The organism is Novosphingobium sp. B 225 (assembly GCF_002198665.1).
Taxonomy (GTDB): domain Bacteria; phylum Pseudomonadota; class Alphaproteobacteria; order Sphingomonadales; family Sphingomonadaceae; genus Novosphingobium.
Window position 1 is genome coordinate 36,244 of record NZ_MWLM01000031.1, and the last position, 16,743, is coordinate 52,986.

The 16,743-nt window shown below is 63.7% G+C and carries 24 protein-coding genes and 1 pseudogene; 3 read left to right on the forward strand and 22 right to left on the reverse strand.

The genetic code is table 11. From position 1 onward, the window contains the following. Positions 1–127: 127 nt before the first annotated feature. Genes thiL through hisG form a run of 4 tightly spaced genes read right to left on the reverse strand, consistent with a single transcriptional unit; the run spans position 128 to position 3,476 of the window. Positions 128–1,000: a thiamine-phosphate kinase gene (gene thiL / locus MNBBLIKP_RS04355; RefSeq protein WP_088307850.1), complete on the reverse strand. Its 873-nt coding sequence runs from the start codon at positions 998–1,000 to the stop codon at positions 128–130. 60 nt (positions 1,001–1,060) lie between these two features. Further along, positions 1,061–1,516, reverse strand: a complete 456-nt coding sequence (gene nusB, locus MNBBLIKP_RS04360; protein ID WP_088307852.1) for a transcription antitermination factor NusB — start codon at positions 1,514–1,516, stop codon at positions 1,061–1,063. Further along, positions 1,513–2,805 carry a histidinol dehydrogenase gene (gene hisD / locus MNBBLIKP_RS04365; RefSeq protein ID WP_088307854.1) on the reverse strand — a complete coding sequence of 431 codons (1,293 nt, stop codon included), beginning with the start codon at positions 2,803–2,805 and terminating at the stop codon, positions 1,513–1,515. The genes nusB and hisD overlap by 4 nt, the downstream gene beginning before the upstream one ends. Continuing rightward, positions 2,805–3,476 (reverse strand): ATP phosphoribosyltransferase, encoded by a 672-nt coding sequence (gene hisG, locus MNBBLIKP_RS04370; protein WP_088307856.1) that lies wholly within the window; start codon positions 3,474–3,476, stop codon positions 2,805–2,807. The genes hisD and hisG overlap by 1 nt, the downstream gene beginning before the upstream one ends. A gap of 72 nt (positions 3,477–3,548) precedes the next feature. Here hisG and MNBBLIKP_RS04375 point away from each other — a divergent pair. After that, positions 3,549–4,607, forward strand: a pseudogene (locus MNBBLIKP_RS04375) (DUF2332 domain-containing protein). A 176-nt stretch (positions 4,608–4,783) separates the two neighbouring features. On the opposite strand, the gene MNBBLIKP_RS04380 reads toward MNBBLIKP_RS04375, so the two are convergent. From MNBBLIKP_RS04380 to MNBBLIKP_RS04405, 6 genes are read right to left on the reverse strand one after another with little or no spacing between them, the layout of a single operon-like run. Continuing rightward, on the reverse strand, positions 4,784–6,106 hold the full coding sequence (locus MNBBLIKP_RS04380; RefSeq protein ID WP_088307858.1) for a low temperature requirement protein A: 1,323 nt from the start codon (positions 6,104–6,106) through the stop codon (positions 4,784–4,786). Next, the gene (locus tag MNBBLIKP_RS04385; protein ID WP_088307860.1) at positions 6,099–7,010 is read right to left on the reverse strand and encodes an alpha/beta fold hydrolase; all 912 of its coding nucleotides are present in this window, start codon (positions 7,008–7,010) and stop codon (positions 6,099–6,101) included. The genes MNBBLIKP_RS04380 and MNBBLIKP_RS04385 overlap by 8 nt, the downstream gene beginning before the upstream one ends. Before the next feature lie 2 nt (positions 7,011–7,012). Next, a complete protein-coding gene (locus MNBBLIKP_RS04390) occupies positions 7,013–7,834 on the reverse strand; it encodes an SDR family NAD(P)-dependent oxidoreductase (RefSeq protein ID WP_088307862.1) in 822 nt (273 codons plus the stop codon). A gap of 25 nt (positions 7,835–7,859) precedes the next feature. Continuing rightward, the gene (locus MNBBLIKP_RS04395) at positions 7,860–8,747 is read right to left on the reverse strand and encodes a pirin family protein (protein ID WP_088307864.1); all 888 of its coding nucleotides are present in this window, start codon (positions 8,745–8,747) and stop codon (positions 7,860–7,862) included. After that, positions 8,744–9,193 carry an NUDIX hydrolase gene (locus tag MNBBLIKP_RS04400; protein ID WP_088307866.1) on the reverse strand — a complete coding sequence of 150 codons (450 nt, stop codon included), beginning with the start codon at positions 9,191–9,193 and terminating at the stop codon, positions 8,744–8,746. Before MNBBLIKP_RS04400 ends, MNBBLIKP_RS04395 begins: the two co-directional genes overlap by 4 nt. Beyond that, entirely contained in the window at positions 9,190–9,462 is a 273-nt protein-coding gene (locus MNBBLIKP_RS04405) for a BolA family protein (RefSeq protein WP_176399652.1), read from the reverse strand. Before MNBBLIKP_RS04405 ends, MNBBLIKP_RS04400 begins: the two co-directional genes overlap by 4 nt. Before the next feature lie 64 nt (positions 9,463–9,526). On the opposite strand from MNBBLIKP_RS04405, the gene MNBBLIKP_RS04410 reads away from it, so the two are divergent. Continuing rightward, positions 9,527–10,015 carry a hypothetical protein gene (locus tag MNBBLIKP_RS04410; protein WP_088307868.1) on the forward strand — a complete coding sequence of 163 codons (489 nt, stop codon included), beginning with the start codon at positions 9,527–9,529 and terminating at the stop codon, positions 10,013–10,015. A 4-nt stretch (positions 10,016–10,019) separates the two neighbouring features. Further along, positions 10,020–10,598 carry a J domain-containing protein gene (locus MNBBLIKP_RS04415; protein ID WP_088307870.1) on the forward strand — a complete coding sequence of 193 codons (579 nt, stop codon included), beginning with the start codon at positions 10,020–10,022 and terminating at the stop codon, positions 10,596–10,598. Here MNBBLIKP_RS04415 and MNBBLIKP_RS04420 read toward each other — a convergent pair. From MNBBLIKP_RS04420 to MNBBLIKP_RS04475, 12 genes are read right to left on the reverse strand one after another with little or no spacing between them, the layout of a single operon-like run. Beyond that, positions 10,573–11,025: a hypothetical protein gene (locus MNBBLIKP_RS04420; protein ID WP_088307872.1), complete on the reverse strand. Its 453-nt coding sequence runs from the start codon at positions 11,023–11,025 to the stop codon at positions 10,573–10,575. The genes MNBBLIKP_RS04415 and MNBBLIKP_RS04420 overlap by 26 nt on opposite strands. Further along, positions 11,025–11,465: an SRPBCC domain-containing protein gene (locus tag MNBBLIKP_RS04425; protein ID WP_088307874.1), complete on the reverse strand. Its 441-nt coding sequence runs from the start codon at positions 11,463–11,465 to the stop codon at positions 11,025–11,027. Before MNBBLIKP_RS04425 ends, MNBBLIKP_RS04420 begins: the two co-directional genes overlap by 1 nt. A 15-nt stretch (positions 11,466–11,480) precedes the next feature. Further along, entirely contained in the window at positions 11,481–12,131 is a 651-nt protein-coding gene (locus MNBBLIKP_RS04430) for a glutathione S-transferase family protein (protein ID WP_088307876.1), read from the reverse strand. A 4-nt stretch (positions 12,132–12,135) separates the two neighbouring features. Continuing rightward, on the reverse strand, positions 12,136–12,612 hold the full coding sequence (locus tag MNBBLIKP_RS04435; protein ID WP_088307938.1) for a VOC family protein: 477 nt from the start codon (positions 12,610–12,612) through the stop codon (positions 12,136–12,138). 33 nt (positions 12,613–12,645) lie between these two features. Beyond that, entirely contained in the window at positions 12,646–13,161 is a 516-nt protein-coding gene (locus MNBBLIKP_RS04440; protein WP_088307878.1) for a DUF6151 family protein, read from the reverse strand. Beyond that, positions 13,158–13,943, reverse strand: coding sequence for a VOC family protein (locus MNBBLIKP_RS04445; RefSeq protein ID WP_088307880.1), 786 nt, complete (start codon positions 13,941–13,943; stop codon positions 13,158–13,160). The genes MNBBLIKP_RS04440 and MNBBLIKP_RS04445 overlap by 4 nt, the downstream gene beginning before the upstream one ends. Before the next feature lie 11 nt (positions 13,944–13,954). Further along, complete coding sequence (locus MNBBLIKP_RS04450; RefSeq protein WP_088307882.1) at positions 13,955–14,314, reverse strand: DUF1428 domain-containing protein; 360 nt, start codon at positions 14,312–14,314, stop codon at positions 13,955–13,957. Then, positions 14,311–14,541, reverse strand: coding sequence for a DUF4287 domain-containing protein (locus MNBBLIKP_RS04455; protein ID WP_088307884.1), 231 nt, complete (start codon positions 14,539–14,541; stop codon positions 14,311–14,313). Before MNBBLIKP_RS04455 ends, MNBBLIKP_RS04450 begins: the two co-directional genes overlap by 4 nt. After that, entirely contained in the window at positions 14,538–14,945 is a 408-nt protein-coding gene (locus MNBBLIKP_RS04460) for a DUF1801 domain-containing protein (RefSeq protein WP_088307886.1), read from the reverse strand. The genes MNBBLIKP_RS04455 and MNBBLIKP_RS04460 overlap by 4 nt, the downstream gene beginning before the upstream one ends. Next, positions 14,938–15,357 carry a VOC family protein gene (locus MNBBLIKP_RS04465; protein WP_088307888.1) on the reverse strand — a complete coding sequence of 140 codons (420 nt, stop codon included), beginning with the start codon at positions 15,355–15,357 and terminating at the stop codon, positions 14,938–14,940. The genes MNBBLIKP_RS04460 and MNBBLIKP_RS04465 overlap by 8 nt, the downstream gene beginning before the upstream one ends. A 25-nt stretch (positions 15,358–15,382) precedes the next feature. Further along, positions 15,383–16,051: a glutathione S-transferase family protein gene (locus MNBBLIKP_RS04470; RefSeq protein WP_088307890.1), complete on the reverse strand. Its 669-nt coding sequence runs from the start codon at positions 16,049–16,051 to the stop codon at positions 15,383–15,385. Next, positions 16,041–16,694, reverse strand: a complete 654-nt coding sequence (locus MNBBLIKP_RS04475; protein ID WP_217896649.1) for a TetR/AcrR family transcriptional regulator — start codon at positions 16,692–16,694, stop codon at positions 16,041–16,043. Before MNBBLIKP_RS04475 ends, MNBBLIKP_RS04470 begins: the two co-directional genes overlap by 11 nt. Between the last annotated feature and the right edge of the window lie 49 nt (positions 16,695–16,743).

Consider the following 16,743-nt stretch of genomic DNA (forward strand, 5'->3'; position numbering starts at 1 on the left):
TATCCTTGAACTAATGTCCCCATAGGGCCCGTTTTGGCACGGACCTCTTATGCGCGGACCCGTATAGGGAAGCAGAGCAGGCGTGCAAGTGCCCAATGCGGCGGATTTCCGCGCAGTTGGGGAAAAATCAATGGTGTTCGTAGCCCAATGCCGCGTGCGCAGGCGGGGCCTGTCCATCAAGCAACAGAGACTCTTCGGCAAAAGCCAGCGCCTGTCCGATCAGATGCGCGGTAATCGGCGGTTCCAGCCCTGCCGGCAGGGTGAACAGCAACTGATAATCATCCCCCCACCGCAGCGCTTCGTCGCGGAGGTACTCGGGGCATGATAGGGGGACCGCGGCGGGGACGATGTCGAAAGAAACCCCGCTGGCCCGCGCCATCCGCACGGCATCGAGCAGCAGCCCGTCCGATACGTCCATCATCGCAGTGACATGCGGCGCAAGCGCCCAGCCTTCGGCCAGCATCGCCATCGGGCGGCGATAGGCCGTGCTGTCGCCAGTGCCACTTTTGAGCGCCTCAAACCCCACCATTGCCGCGCCAAGCGGACCGGACAGGTAAAGCCTGTCACCCGGCTTTGCCCCGCCGCGAGAGGGCACCGGCCGATGAGTGGCGCGTCCCAATGCGGTCAGCCCCATGGTCTGTGGTCCCGCTCCGCCCACGGTGTCCCCGCCCAGCAGCGGCACACCGTAATGCTCCAGCACTTCTTGCAGGCCTTCGAGGAAGCGCGCGTCATCCTCACCAAGTTGATAGCCCAGGAGAACCCCCAGCGGCTCCGCGCCCTTGGCGGCAAGGTCAGACAGATTGGTGGCCACCAGCTTCCACGCCACATCCGCCGGGTCCTGTCCGGGCAGGAAGTGAACTCCTTCAACCAGCATGTCGTGGGTCAGCACCAGCGCCTCGCCACCGATCTCCAGCACCGCTGCATCATCCGCAAGTCCGCGCGCGGCAGGGTGCGTTGCGATGGCCTGAAGGGCTGCGATGAATTGGGGCTCGGTGGTCATTCGCCTGAAACTCTCCCCAATTCTGGCCGCATCTGAAAGCGGCGCTGGATCAGTGGGATCCTAACGCACATCCTTCGCCACGGCGTCCAGCAGGCCATTGACGAACTTCGCTTCGCGGCGTTCGAAAAAGGCGTGGGCGACATCGACATACTCGTTGATTACCGTGCCGGTCGTCACGTCCGGGCGGGCAAGCAATTCATAGGTTCCGGCGCGCAGGATCTGGTGCATGGTCTTGTCCAGCCGGGACAGGGTCCAGCCTTCGGCGAGCTTGCTGGTCAGCACGTCATCGATCTCGTCCAGCCGGGCATAGACGCCCAAAACCACATCATCGAAGAATGCCACTTCGGCCTGGGCATACTGATCGCCTTCGATTTCGGCGCCAAGCCGATGCCGATGGAACTCGTCGAGCAGGGTGGGGAGGTGAGTAGCCTCCATGTCGCGCTGATAGAGTGCCTGAACGGCGGCGAGCCGAGCAGCGGCGCGTGCGCGCGAGGCTTTGCTGTTATGCGCTCTCATATTCCCAATCTCACTTCGATCGAACGCGCATGGGCGGGCAGCCCTTCGGCTTCGGCCAGCTCGATCGCCGCCGGGCCAAGCGCCCGCAGCGCCGCTTCGTCAAGCTGGATGAAGCTGGTGCGCTTCATGAAGTCCAGCACGGAAAGTCCAGAAGAAAAACGGGCCCGGCGCCCGGTTGGGAGCACGTGATTGGGCCCGGCAACGTAATCGCCGATCGCTTCCGGGGTCATCCGTCCCAGGAACACCGACCCGGCATGGCGGATTGCGTCCATCAGCGGCTGGGGATCAGCAACCGCCAGTTGGACATGCTCCGCGGCCAGCGCATTGGCGAGCGCGGGGGCCTCGTCCAGGCTGGTAACTTCGATGATCGTGCCGTGTGTATTCCAGCTGTCCGCCGCGACGCGGGCGGTGGGCAGCATGGCCAGCTCCACCCCGATCCGGTCCGCCACCGTATCGGCGAACAGCGGATCGTCGGTGATCAGGATCGATTGCGCGCTGGGATCGTGTTCAGCCTGGCTAAGCAGATCAGCGGCGGTCCATTCGGGATCGTTCTGGCCGTCCGCGATCACCAGGATCTCGCTCGGGCCGGCCACCATGTCGATCCCGACCACGCCATAAAGCTGGCGCTTGGCCTCTGCCACCCAGGCATTGCCGGGACCGGTGATCACGTCGACCGGTTTGATCCGCTCGGTGCCATAGGCGAGCGCGGCCACGGCTTGCGCACCGCCGATGCGCCACAGTTCATCGACGCCCGCGAGATGCGCGGCGGCAAGGACCAACGGGTTGATCTGGCCCTTGGGGGTAGGGGTGACCACCACCAGCCGTTCAACCCCGGCAACCTTGGCGGGGATGGCATTCATCAGCAATGACGAGGGATAGGCCGCGCGGCCGCCCGGCACATAGAGCCCGGCGGCGTCAACAGCCAGCCAGCGCGCTCCAAGCCGAACCCCGGTCTCATCCACAGCATCGCGGTCCATCGGCAATTGTGCCTGATGGTAGGCGCGGATTCGCGCTGCGGCCAGTTCCAGCGCGGCACGCAGATCGGGCTTGAGCGCATCGAAGGCTTCGCGGCAGGCTTCGGGCGTGATCCGCCAGTCGTCCTCGGTGGTCAGGGCATGGCCATCGAACTTGGCGGTCATGTCCACCAACGCCGCATCGCCGCGATTGCGCACGTCGGAGAGGATCACCTGAACGTCGCGCGCGACATTCTCGTCGCTTTCGCGGCGGTCGGCGACCAGGCGGCGAAAAGCCTGTTCAAAGCCCTTGTCGCTGCTCTTCAGCCGCAGCATCAGGCGGCCTGCTGCTGGCTGACCAGCGCGCGGAAATTCTCGACCAGCGCAGCTACGCGCTCGTCGGTTTTCAGCGCAGCGCGGTTGACGATCAGGCGGGCGGAAATCTGCAGGATCTGGCTGGTTTCGACCAGGCCGTTGTCCTTCAGCGTCTTGCCGGTCGAAACCAGATCGACGATCCGGCTGGCGAGGCCAAGCCCGGGAGCAAGTTCCATCGCCCCGTTGAGCTTGACCACTTCGGCCTGAATACCCTTTTGCTCAAAATGCTTGCGGGTCAGGTTGGGGTACTTGCTCGCCACGCGCAAATGGCTGACGCGAGCAGGATCCTCGCTTTGGCCATCCGGTTCGGCCACCGACAGGCGGCAGTGCCCGATGTCCAGATCGACCGGGGCATAAAGGTCCGGATAGGCGAACTCCTCGACCACGTCCGATCCGACGATCCCGGCCTGCGCCGCGCCGTGGGCCACAAAAGTCGCCACGTCGAATGCGCGCACGCGGATCAGGCGCATGTCGCTGCCCCAAATGTCATTGGGAGCGCAGGCAAAGCTCAGCGCGCGGCTCTTCTTGTCATGAAACTCGGCTTCGGGCACGACACCGGCACGCGCCATCAGGGGCAGCGCCTCGTCAAGAATGCGGCCTTTGGGCACGGCGAAGGTCAGTGGTCGGGACATAGTGGGGCGCGTTTAGGCGCGGTAAGGCGAAAGGGCAACCGGATGAGCAATGCCAAGCCACCGATCATGGAAATGAACAATGTGCTGTCCGCGCTCGAATGGCAGGCCGATCATGCCGAAAGGAACGGCGCCCCGGCCACCGCGCGGGCGATCCGGGGCGCGATCCCGCTGCTGCAGGGGAACAGCGAATGCGGCCGACGAATGCGCGAATGGCCGGGGCTGAGCCTGGAAGACGCGATGCCGCTGCGCTTTACCGGCGGTCTGCACAATCTCTACCTGACCGGTAAAGTGCCCGATCTGGGCGCGGTCTATCGGCAGGAAATGACTGATCAGGGGGCGGTCAATGCTGTCGTCGCGGCGGCGGTTTCTGCGCACGATATGGAACTCGCGGGCTGGTTTGATGGCCCGCCGCAGACCAATGAGGCCGGGCGATCAGCCAGCGTGATGGTCCAACTGTTGTGGCTCAGCCAGCGGTTGGGGCCGCGCTTCGAATTGCTGGAACTGGGGGCCAGTGCCGGAATCAATACGATGATGGACCGGTTCCACTTTGACTTCGGCGGCGTGGAATCGGGCGATCCTGACAGTCCGATGCGGATCTGACCCGAATGGCGCGGCTGCGCGCCGCCGTCCGGTTCGGTCGAGATCACAGGAATCCGGGGCTGTGATCTGGCTCCGGTCGATCTGACCGATGCGGCTTCAGCCTTGCGGCTGAAAAGCTATGTCTGGGCCGAAGTGGCCCACCGGCTGGAACGGATCGACGCCGCTATCGCGCTTGCCAATCAGCACGCACCAGAGGTTGAGGCCGCCGATGCCGGGGAATGGGTGCTGCGGCAACTCGCCCTGCCGCAAGCAGCGGGGGTGACGCGGGTGCTGTTCCACACCATCGTCTGGCAATATTTCCCGCCCGCCACGCGCGACGCGATCCGCGCGGCGATGGAGCGTGCCGGAACAGAGGCCACGCCTGAGCGGCCACTGGCCTGGATCATGGTCGAAACCAACCGCCAGACCTTTCGCCACGAATTGCGCGCGCGTTACTGGCCGGGGGGGCAGGATGCGGTGCTGCTGGGCGAGGCACATGCCCATGGCGCCTGGGTGGATTGGCGGGGCGAGAGTCTTTCTGACCTGGATTGATCCACCCTGATTGTCTCAGGAAGCTTCTTGGCAAGGAGCGCTGCGCAGTGCTGGCTGGTAGCCAGTGCCAGTGGCGCGACGCAGTCCGAGGTGCTTCCTGAGGCAACCCGACTGAGCGGGCTGATTTTGGCCCATCCCGGCTCCGTCACATTGCGATATTCTAGGTCGGAAAGGTTCTAACCTCGCAGCTGTTCGGTCTCGCGCCGCCGCCGTTCAAAGCTTTCGCGCATCCGTTCAGGATAGGGCAGGCCCAGCCGCGCCCATCGCTCCATCCAGCCGCCGTGATAGCTGACCCATTCCCACACCGCAGTCAGCAGCAGGATGGCGATCCCCAAGGTGCCGAATTGCGGGGTGCCCGGCTCGCGCCACCACGCCCACAAGCCCAGCCCGCAGACCAGCACCATAGCAACCGTATGGGATAGCGGGAAATTGCCGATAGTATTGCCAAACCGCTTGAACAGACCCAGTCCGCCCAGGAAAGTGAGCATCCCGCCAGTCTGGATAAGGATCAGCGCACGGCTAACGGGTTGTTCCCAGCGTTCCAGCAGCATGGCATCGCCCACCGCCAGCACAACCACCCCCAGCACGATCGGCATGTGGAGATAGGTAAAGGCGTTGCGTGCCACGCGTCCGACTTGCGAATGGCCTGAAATGAACTGTGCCCCGCGTACCGCGCCCATGTCGAAATAGAGCCACCACAACAGTGCCGACCCGGCGAAAGCCGTTACAAAAGCCAGCGACGTTGCCAAGGTGGGCATGGTGCCAGCCATGGTCGCACCGGTCACGACGATCCCTTCGCCCAGCGCAATGATAATGAACAGCGCGCAGCGTTCGGCCATGTGGCTGCCCGAAATGTCCCACTCGCTCGCAAGCGAATGTCCCAGGAAAGGCACACGATAGAGCACGAAAGGCCCGGCATATTCGATGGCCAGCGCGGCCAGCCAGCACAGCACTTGCGCCGGTCCGCCGGCCATTGCCCCGCCGATCCACAGCGGCGCGCTGGCGGCGAACCACACGGCGATCCGCACCATGTTACGGGTGTTGTGCGCTCGTTCGCGGTGGAACATGGCGGCGGTGCACAGCGTCCGCCCCAGCTGGATCGCGACATAGCACAGCGCAAAGGGTAGCGCCTTGTCTGCAAAGGCATCGGGCAGGCTGACCGCCATGCCCAGGCTCAAAAGCATCAGTGCCAACAGCATAAGTCGAACCGGCAACCGATCGGGATTGAGCCAGTTGGTGACCCAGGTGGTGTACATCCACCCCCACCACAGCGTCAGGAACAGCATCAGTCCTTCGGCAAAGCCCCATGGATTGAGATGATGCCCGAAGAAGTGCGAAAGCTGGGTGATCGCAAATACGAACACCAGATCGAAGAACAGCTCAAGGTTCGAAACCGGCGCATGGCCGCCGCCGTGGTTGCGCAGGAGCGAATTGCGGGCGCGGCGTTCGGCGGCGGCAACCGCCGCGCCGATTCCGCCGCGGCGCGGGCTGTCAGGCATCGGTGGCGGTCCGGGTCAAGAAGGCATCCATCGCCGCGTTGACCGCCTGTGGAGCTTCCCACGGCACGAAATGGCCGCAATCGCTTACCTTGACCACTTCGAGGTTGGGCACCATTGCTTCAAGACCATCAAGGTTTTCTGGCGGCAAGGCAATATCGTCCAGCGCCCAGACCACCAATGTCGGCAGGGTCAAGGGAGGCAGGTCGGGCGGCCCACCTTCTGCCGGGACTGCGTAAGGTTCGTCCATGGCAGGGACATAGAGCGGGCTGGCGCGGTACCAGTTGAGCATGCCGAAGGCAGCATCAACATTGGCCCATTCGCTGGTCAGCGCGGCACGCTCCTCGGGCTCCATCCGGTCACCGGTAGCCAGCCTGTCCCCAAATGCTTTCAGCAGGATCCCGCCCAGGCCAAGTTCGCGCACCAACGCGTCATTGGACGTATCGCGGAACGTCCGCATGTACTGGCTCGATTCGCGCTGATGCCGGTTGGTCCAGACCAATCGAGCGAAGCCCACCGGATGGGGCGCATTGGCGATTACCGCGCGATTCACCCGGCCGTTCATCTGGCCCATCAGGGCCACGCCCCATGCAATTGCGCCGCCCCAATCGTGCCCGACAATCGTGAATTTGCCAACGCCCAGTGCATCGGCAAGCTGGAAGACATCGCCGATTAGCTTGTCCGGGGTGTAGCTTTCCACATTCTGCGGTTTTGATGATCCGCGATATCCGCGCTGATCGGGCGCGATGCAGCGAAACCGGCCAGACAGGTGCGCGATCTGGTGGCGCCAGGTGCGGTGGCTTTCTGGGAAGCCGTGCAGAAACACCAGCACCGGCGCATCGCGCGGGCCGGTATCGACCACATCGAGCTCGATCCCGCAGGCCAGAGTGACGCGGATCTGCTCCATGCTCACTGCTCGCCAACCCCCATTTTTGCTGCATAGCCCGAATTGAACGCGGCGATCATTTTGTCGAACAGGGCTTCGGGCGTGCGGCGTTCCTGCGCGATCCACTGTTCCATCCCGTGTTCGGCAATCGCCACCTCGCGCTGGCCCGCGTCGATTGCGGTCAACATTCGCTGAGCGAATTCGTCCGGGTCGATCCCGGTATCGATTGCGTCATCGCTGACCCCGCGCCGGCCACCATCGGCAGTGATTGCGTTGCGCGACACGTCAGTGCGGATCGAACCCGGCGTGACGCCGATCACCGCAATGCCATGCGGGCTCAGCTCGATCCGTAGCGAATCCGCATAGCCGATCAGCCCGTGCTTGGCCGCGCAATAGGCCGAGCGCAGCGGTGAGCCGACTTTGCCGGCCAGGCTGGAAATCATCACGATCTGCCCGGTCTTGCGTGCAACCATGCGCTTTAGCAGCGCCTGGGTCAGGGCGATCGGGCCGAGCAGATCGATGTCGATCATCTTCTGGTAGACCGAGAAATCGGTATCGACCGCCAAGCTGCGCTGGCTGATCCCGGCATTGTTGACCAGAGCGTCGATCCCGCCGCTCCAGTCCCAGGCCTTGTCGGCGGCGGCCTGCGCAGCGGTAAAGTCGCTGGTGTCAAACGGCAGGATCAGGTGCGGCGTTCCGCACTGCGCGGCGACATCGGCTAGCGCGGCTTCATTGCGGCCGGACAGGATCACGCGGTAGCCGCGTGCCGCATAGGCCCGCGCCAGCGCTGCACCGATGCCCGATGATGCGCCCGTGATCCAGGCGGTTTTGGCTGCTTCGCTCATTATCGTTGCTCTCCCTGAATTCGGCTCAATCAGTGCGGGTCAGCGGCGCGTCGGGCAAGGGGATAAATTCATCCGCATCGCCCGGAACGGTTGGAAAGCGGCCTTGTGTCCAGTCATCTATCGCCTGCCGGATCCGCTCGCGTGAGGAGTGGACGAAGTTCCAATAAGCATGCCTGGGCGATGTGGCTGCCGCGCCGCCCAGCAGCATCACCCGCCCGCCCAGGCTGGATCCCAGCCGCATGGTCCGTCCCGGCGCGAGAATGGCCAATTCGTAGAGCCCCAGTTCCACACCGTCGATCATCGCCTCACCGCCGACCAGCATGACCGCGCGTTCCTCTGCCTCTGTATCGATCGGGATCGTGCCGCCGGGGGCCAGCACGATCTCAGCATAAATCGTGGGGCTGTGCAGGGTAGTCGGGGCGGTCTGGCCCCACAGACTGCCCATGATTACGCGGGCAGTGGTGCCATTGTTTTCGATCAGTGGCAGATCGGTCTGGGCTTCAAACGCCGGGTCGATTTCCTCACGGCCATCGGGCAGAGCCAGCCAGGTCTGCATGCCATAGATGCGCTTGGGCAGATCGCGCTCGGCAGGCAGCCCGCGTTCGGAATGGACGATTCCGCGCCCGGCCGTCATCAGGTTGACCTGACCGGGGCGGATCGTGGCGAAAGTGCCCAGACTGTCGCGGTGATCGATCGCGCCTTCGAACAGCCAGGTGACTGTCGCAATGCCGATATGCGGATGCGGGCGCACGTCGATACCAGGGCCAGGGGGCAGGTCGGCCGGGCCGAACTGATCGACGAAAATGAACGGCCCCACCATCACCCGGCGCGGGCTGGGCAGCACCCGGCGGACCTGGAACGCACCCAGATCGTGCGTGACGGGCAGGACGGTCTGGATGACCGGATCGGTCATGCGGTAATCTCTGCGAGTTCGAGCAGTTCAAGCAGGTCGAGCGGAAAGATCCGTTCGGGCCAGTCGGTCAGTTCGGCGCGGGTGAACCAGCGCGCCTCGCGCATGATTACGCGTTCCAGTTCGGTGTGCCCTGACATGTCGATCGCGGTCGTCATGGTGCACACCCGAAAGAACCTTTCATCGGCGGTCACCGGTTCGCCATCGGGGGTGATGAAGTCATAGCAGCGCCGGGCAAATTCCGGCCCGGGATCGGCGCTTAAGCCGGTTTCCTCAAGCAGTTCCCGGCGTGCCGCAACGTGGAACTCCTCGCCCGGATCGCATTCGCCACCAACTGCCGCCCAGAATGGGCTGCGCCCGGCCACACTGAAGCGGAAGAGCAGTAGCCGGTCCGCGGGATCGAGCAGCAGCAGCCGTGCCGCGCGGCGGATGCGGCGGGGCTGGGTCATTCTTCCGGGGCCTGCGCCTTGATCGCCAGGGCATGGACCCGCTGCCCGGGAATGTCACCCAATGCGGTAATAACCATGCGCTGGCGTTCCAGCCTGGACTTGCCCGCAAAAGCGGCGCTTTCGATCTCCACCGTGAAGTGCGATTCGCCCGATCCGTCATCGCCGGAATGGCCGTGATGGCGCGCGCTGTCGTTGATTACGGCGAGGTGGATGGGGGAAAAAGCCTGATTCAGCAGGGCTTCTATTTCGGTGGCGATGGGTCCGGTCATGCGCGCCAAGCTAGGCTGCAGCAGCCCCTTCGACAAGCGCCGCAAAGCCATTATATGCACCGCGATGCGCGTTACGATCATCCATACCCCGCGTGAATGCCGGATCGCGATTGTGCGAGACGATGGCAGCCGTGCGGACACCACGTTCCCGCACAAGGGCCCGTTCCCACACGATGCGATGCATTTCGTGGTCGAGCGGGTGATGGGCATGCGGCGCGCTTTTTGGGGAATGGTTGCGGCGGGGCAGCATCCCGAAGAGCTGTCTGAGTTGGCCAAGCTGGCCGGGCATGCGAGCGCCAGTCGGGCCAGCATGCCGCAGGACCATATCGTAGAGCTACTCCAGGCTGAACGGCTGGTCGAATGCTTCGAAGCCGATCTGTGGGGCGGGGCGGGCGATCCGGAAACCTTGCGCAGTGTTTACCGCGCAGCCTGTGGCAGCTCACAAGTGCCGTGCCCGGACCTTAGCGACGCCGCGATTGCCGCGATCCGGGCAGAGATTGCCGTACTGCAGGAACAGTGGCGCAGCGGACAACTCGTGCTGGACTGGGTGTGAGTTCATGGCTGGTGACCGTTTCCATGGCCGGGTGACCAATCCCGGCCGGCTGTGCGACCGCCCCGGCTGCCCCGAAGCGGGGGAGTTCCGCGCACCCGGTCCGCGCGGCTCCAGCTTTGACGGCCCCGGTGACTATCGCTGGTTCTGCCTGGACCATGTCCGCGAATTCAACGCCGGGTATGATTGGTTCGAAGGGATGAGTGCCGAGGAAATCATGCGCGCGCAAAGCCCGATCAACGGCTGGGAACGCGAAACCCGAGCCTTTTCACCCACAGCCGGAATCGATTCCGCCCCGCGCTGGGCAGACTTTGCCGATCCACTGGACGCGATCAGCAAGCGCGCCCGCGCGCGCCGGCCAGCCGAACGGGCCGACGGAAGGCTGCTCAGCCCGGATGAGCGGCGCGCGCTCGATGCTCTTGGGCTGCCGCTCGATGCCGACCGCAAGGCACTGCGCGAACGCTATTCGCAGCTGGTGCGGCGTTACCACCCTGATCGCAATGGCGGGGATCGCAGTTATGAAACGCGGTTGCAGGGGGTGGTCGAAGCCTACCAGCTGCTTAGGAAGGCCGCGGCGTTCGCTTGACCAGCCAGAAGATCGGCAGGCCGACGAAGAACACGTGCGGAAAGAGGCCCAGTGCCAGCTTGATCTGGTCCGGATTGGGGAAGGGGGCTCCGAACCGGAAATGCAGCACGATCCCGTACATCACACCGTACAGCACTATCCCGTAAAGGGTCCCCGCTTTCCACGGCGCGACCTCGCCCAGCGGGGTGTTTCGCGCCAGCCACAGGCCAAGCGCGACCATGGCCGCCATGATCGCGAAATGCACACCCAGCCCCAGCAGCGCGCCGGGCGTGCCCCACTGGCTGGCCGCGTCACCAAACGGTCCCGCCGCTACCCCGCGCCACAGCTTGCCGATGTCTCCATCGCCCCGCACCAGGGTGAGCAGGGTAGCATAAGCGGCGTCGAGCGCGCCGCACAGGAGCCACAGCTTCAGGAACACTTGCCGCATCACGGCGCTTCGCACAGTGCCTTGAACTGGTCAGCCATGATGCCCCAGCCCTGATCGAAACCCATTTCGCGGTGATGAGCCATGCTTTCGGAAGTCCAGTGCCGCGCTCGGCCGGTATAGCGGGTGCCGGTGCCTTCGGACGCGATTTCCCAGATGCCCAGCATGAAGGGGCCAGCCGGTTGCAGGCCCTGTTCGATCGCGTCGGTCACGGCAATCCGGCGGCCTTCTTCCCAGGCGACGATGAAGCCAGGATGCTCGTTACGCTCGCCTTCGGGGCCATGCATCACCGTGTGGGTGAAGCCGCCGGGTTGGCGACTGCCCCAGTCCACTTCGGCGCGCCACGGCTTGGGGCACCACCAGGCATCGGTCTGATTTACCAGCACATCCCACACCTTGTCCGGCGCGGCATTGATCAGGCGGGTGACGCTCAATTCATACATTCAGATTTTCCTCTCTCAGTCCCGGTCCGGCGCGCCGAGCGGGAAATAGGCACGATAAGGCCGCGCTTCGTCCACGCAAGCGGCTACGGCCGGCAAAGCCAGCAGATGCGCGCGCCATTGCCGCAGCCGGTCCAGCTCCATCGGGATTGGATAACACCAGTCGGCATAGAACAGGCTGGGCGCGGCGGCGCATTCGATCAGGGTGATCGCATTGCTCGCCGGATAGTCTGCCAGCCAAGTGTCGATCCAGCGATAGGCGCGGTCCAGCATATCGCGTGCGCGGCCTTCGGTGGCGGGATCTGGCATATCGAGGCTGCGGATATGCGCGCTGACGATCTCCTGCATCGGGTGCATGACATAATTGTCAAACACCCGGTCCAGCATCCGCACTCTGTTTGCCTTTGCCGGATCGGATGGAAGCAGCGGTGCGGGGCCGGGGTGATGGAGATGCAGGTGCTCGATAATCGAGCTGGCTTCAAACACCACCACGTCACCATCGCGCAGCACCGGAAACTTGCCCAGCGGGCTGGCTGCGGCAACGAAAGCGTCATGCTCCGGTACCTCCCCGCCCAGCGAGCAAAAGTCGAACGCGGTGCCATTGGCATAAAGCGCGATCTTTACCTTCCAGGTGTAGCTGGAAAAGGGGTGGCCGTAGAGCGCAAGCATCGGGTCAGCCCTTTCGTGCGGTTTCGATCGCGGCAATGTCGATCTTCTTCATCGTCATCATCGCTTCGAACACCCGTTTGCGCGCTGCAGGGTCGGGATCGGCCATCCAATGCGTCAGTGCGCGCGGGGTGATCTGCCAGGATATGCCCCACTTGTCCTTGCACCAACTGCACATGCTTTCCGCGCCGCCATTACTGACGATAGCGTTCCACAATCGGTCGGTTTCCGCCTGATCCTCGGTGTGGATCTGGATCGAGAACGCCTCGCTGTGCTTGAACGTGGCACCGCCGTTGAGCAGGATTGTCGGCACCCCCAGCAGCGTCATTTCCACAACCAGCACTGCGCCTTCGCTGGTAGACGGATTGTCCGCCGGAGCGCGCTGGATCGCGCCGATCCAGGTGTCCGGAAACGTCTCGGCATAAAATGCAGCGGCCTCTTCGGCGGTGTGGTCGTACCACAGGCACAGGGTGGCTTTGGTCACGGCAAACTCCTCAAGCGGCCATGCGATCACGGATCAATAGCGGCCCAGCAGCGACAACAGCCCAACCTTGATCGTTCGGCCCACGAAGCGCGGCGCGAAGCCCTTGCTGCGCGGGGCCTGGTCCGGATAGGCGAACGAACTCGTGCGATAGCGGGTCATGTGCCGAAATTCGACCGGCGGGACCGGGCCGATGAAGCGGTTGCAGAGAGTCGACACCCAGAAGGGGCCTCGCTCAAACCCCAGGTACATCATGCTGTCGCAGCAGGTTGCGATCATGCGGAAAGTAGCGCTGTCACTGCGCAGCTTGACCTGCTCAAGCCGGTCTGCGCCTCTGGTACAGGTGAAGCGTTTGCGGTGGAACAGAGTCAGGGCTGTGCCTCCATCCTCGTCCGCAGCGGGTGCAGCGCCGGGGCGTTCAGCCAGGCTGTGCGCCGCAGCCTGGCAATCGTCACAATAACAGACCGCAGTGCCGATCGGATCGCCGCTGGCGCGGCATTCCACCGCGCCGCAGGCGCAGCGCAAAACGTGGACCGGCAGCATCTGGCTCATGCATTGCCGACCAAGCTGAACAGCGCACCTTGGGGATCCAGACCCTGGATAATCCACAACTCGCCCGGCACCTGATGCGGGCCGTTGACCACATGCCCGCCAAGCGCGGTTACCCGATCCTTTGCGGCGGCGATGCTCTCCACCCAGAAATAGTGGCACCAGACCGGCACTGGCACTTCGTCCGGTTTGGTCATCATCGCCCCGATCTGCACCCCGTTATGCGCGATGAACTGGTATTTGCCCATCGGGCCCATGTCCATCGCATCGGGCAGGGTCCAGCCGAACTGGCCGGTGTAGAATGTCAGCGCATTATCCAGACTGCCGGCGTAAAGCTCGTTCCAGCCGCAGCGGCCGGGATTGGGCATGGCGGAAAAGCTGGTGCTTTCCCCGCCGCCGGGGGGCGGGGTGGGGGTCATCACGTAGAACGGCGCGCCGCAGCAGTCGGCCACCATCGCTACCCGCCCGGCCATGGCGATATCGGTGGCGGGCATCAGCACCTTGCCGCCGGCAGCTTCGATCACGGTACAGCTCGCATCGACATCGTCCACCCCGACATAACCCAGCCAGCACGGCCGCGCGCCGTGTTCGGTCATATCGCCGGTCAATCGCAGCAGCCCGCCGGTCATCCCGCCATCGGCATTGGCGATGAAGCCATAGTCCCCGGTTTCCGCAGTGCCGGGATGGATCGTCCAGCCCACTACTGCCTCATAAAAGGCGCGGGCACCCTCCGGATCGGGGGTCATCAGTTCGTACCAGATCCAGCTGCCTTGCAGAGTACCCATCGGCGTTTTCCTTATGCCCGTTGTTCGACCAGCGGCACGAACCCGCTGAATATCATGCGCTTGCTGTCAAAGATGTTGGCACAGTCTGCCCCGGTCATGCGCGGATCTTCCATCGCGGCCTTGTTGCCGGCATCGCGAGTGGCCTTGTCCGGCCACTTGATCCAGCTGAACACCACACCTTCGTGCTCCTCGGCCTTGACCGCCATGAAGAAGTCGGTGGTGTGCCCGCGCATCATGTCGTCACCCCAGGTCTCGACCACTTCCAGCGCGCCATGCTCGATGAAGATCGGCGCCGCCAATTGGGCAATACGCTGGTAATGGTCACGCTTGGCGTGTGGGACCGGGATCAGAAAGCCGTCGATGTAGCTCATTTTCCATCTCCTTGCGGCTTGCCTTTCAGCAAAGCGACGATCGCCATGGCGTGGCCGTGGCCCAGCGCGAATTCGTCCTTGAGCCAGGCGACGATCTGCCCAGCCTTGACCCCCGGAGTCAGGCCAGAACTGTCGGCAAATCCTTTGGCCGCTGCCATAGTTTTGAAGTCAGCCGGACTCTTGCCGGTTTTAGCCTGAATATTATCAAGATAGGCCTGAAAGCTCATGCAACAGTCTCCGTCAGTTCCAGCCGTTCAAGCGCGCCTTTGCGTTTGACGATGTTCTTGTAATCCCACTGCACCTGCCGTGACTGACCCAGCCAGCGGCGCAGCTGGACAAGGCCGATGTCCGCCTCTGTCGGAAAGCGGGCCTCGGCTGCCTCGAACTTGCCTTCCGGCTTCAATCCGGCCGCGTCGAAGTCCTGACCGCTCCAGAACAGCAGTGAGACTCCGGACTTGCGCTTTGCATAACCAACGATCGGATTGCCCGAAAGAAACCACACCGGATGGCCATGCCAAACCTTGCTCTCTGCGACCGGCAGGGCGGCATCAATCTCGCGGCGCAGGCAAGCACAAATCGCCAGATCGGCAGGCGCAAGTTCTGCGTGGTGTCCTGCGATCGGATCAGGCATCGCCCTGACCTTCGTGGGCGGCGGACATGTCCATCCAGAACGGTTCCCAGACGTGGTCGTCGGGATCGCAGATTGTGCGCTGGTACATGAAGCCATGGTCTTCGGGCGGATTGACGTCAGCCGTTCCGCCTCGCGCGGCGCCGGCCTCGACTAGCCGGTCGACAGCCTCGCGGCTATCGCAGGTGATTGCCAGCGAGACTTCACTCGATTCGCGCGGGCAGATCGGACGGGTGGTGAAGCCCTGCCATTTGCCGTGGGTCAGCAGCATCACGTGGATCGCCTCTGACAGAACCATACAGGCCCCGGCGTCGTCGGAAAATTGCGGGTTGTGGGTGAATCCCAGCGCCTCGTAAAATGCGATTGACCGCGCCAGGTCGGTTACGGGCAGGTTGACGAAAATCATGTGCGCCATGCGCGTTCTCCCACGCTTGCCCGGATCAGGCCGGGTTTGAATCAAAATCGGCGAGCTGTGCGGCCATGGCCGCCTGGAACGCGGGCCGAGCCGTCGCCCGTGCGACATAGGCGGCAAGGTTGGCGTGAGCTGCCACCAAGTCCGGTTCGGGCGCGGCGCGCAGCACATCGACCATGGCCAGATCGCCGATGGTGAACCTGTCCTCCAGCCATTCGCGATTGCCCAGAACCGCAGCAAGTTGGCCGATCCGCTTTTCGGCGTATGGCCGCATTGCGGCGACCGCCTCTGCCTGCCAGGGCTGCCCTTCGGACGTGTGGCGCGCCAGCAGCAGGGCCTGGGTCATCGGTTCGACACTGTTCAGCGCGGCGAAAGTCCAGCCGATGGCGCGGTCGCGCTGAGCCGGATCACCCGGCAGCAGTCGTTCATCCCTGGCTCCAAGATGGACAAGGATGGCCCCAGATTCAAACAGAGTCAGGTCGCCATCGCGCAGTACCGGCACTTGCCCAAATGGCTGGTCGGCCAGATGCTCAGGCGCTTTTTCACCGCCGGCTCCGCCCACCAGCCGGACCCGATAGGGCAGGCCGATCTCCTCCAGAGCCCAGCGTATGCGCATGTCCTTCACGAACCCACGCGCCATTGGCGGGACCCAGCGATAGGCGGTGACTTCGATCGCGGCGGCCTGATCAACCGGCATCTGTCATCTCCTGCTGGAACAGCATCGCAAAATAGCGTCGCAAATGTTGCAGTTCTTCGCGCGCCACTCCGGCCGCGGCCGCACCGCCTTTCGCCTTGGCCAGCACAATGGCGCCCTGGATCACCGCCTGAGCATGACGCGCCAGGCCAGCCGCCGTCACCTCCCTTGCGCCGCTTTGCGCGATAGCTGCGGCGAGGTCTGCTTCCAGCGCGTGGGCATTGCCCATGATGCTGGCTTCGCAGGCAGCGCGGATCGCTTCGCTGGTCAGGAACACTTCCTGCACCATCGTCCCTGCAACGCACGAAAAACTTTCTACGGGGCCTGCCAGCAGGGCAATACGCAGATCGATATAGCCCAGCACTCGCTGGACCGGATATTCCGCATGATGGAACGGCGCTCCGGCGAAGAACGCGCCGGTGCTGTCCGACCAGTATTTCGCCAGTGCCACGCCCAGCGCTTCCTTCGACGCGAAGTGATGAAAGAAGGCGCCTTTGGTAACCCCGGCGTGCTGGCACAGCTGATCGACTGAAGTGGCGGAAAATCCCTGTTCGCGAACAAGTTTCACGCCCGCTTCCAGCAATCTGTCGCGGGCAGTTAGGGGGGCGGGGCGAAAGGCTTGATTCGGGATCATCGCCATAACCATACCAACTGGTCGGTATGTTACAATGGTGAATCTGCAAACGACATCCGTT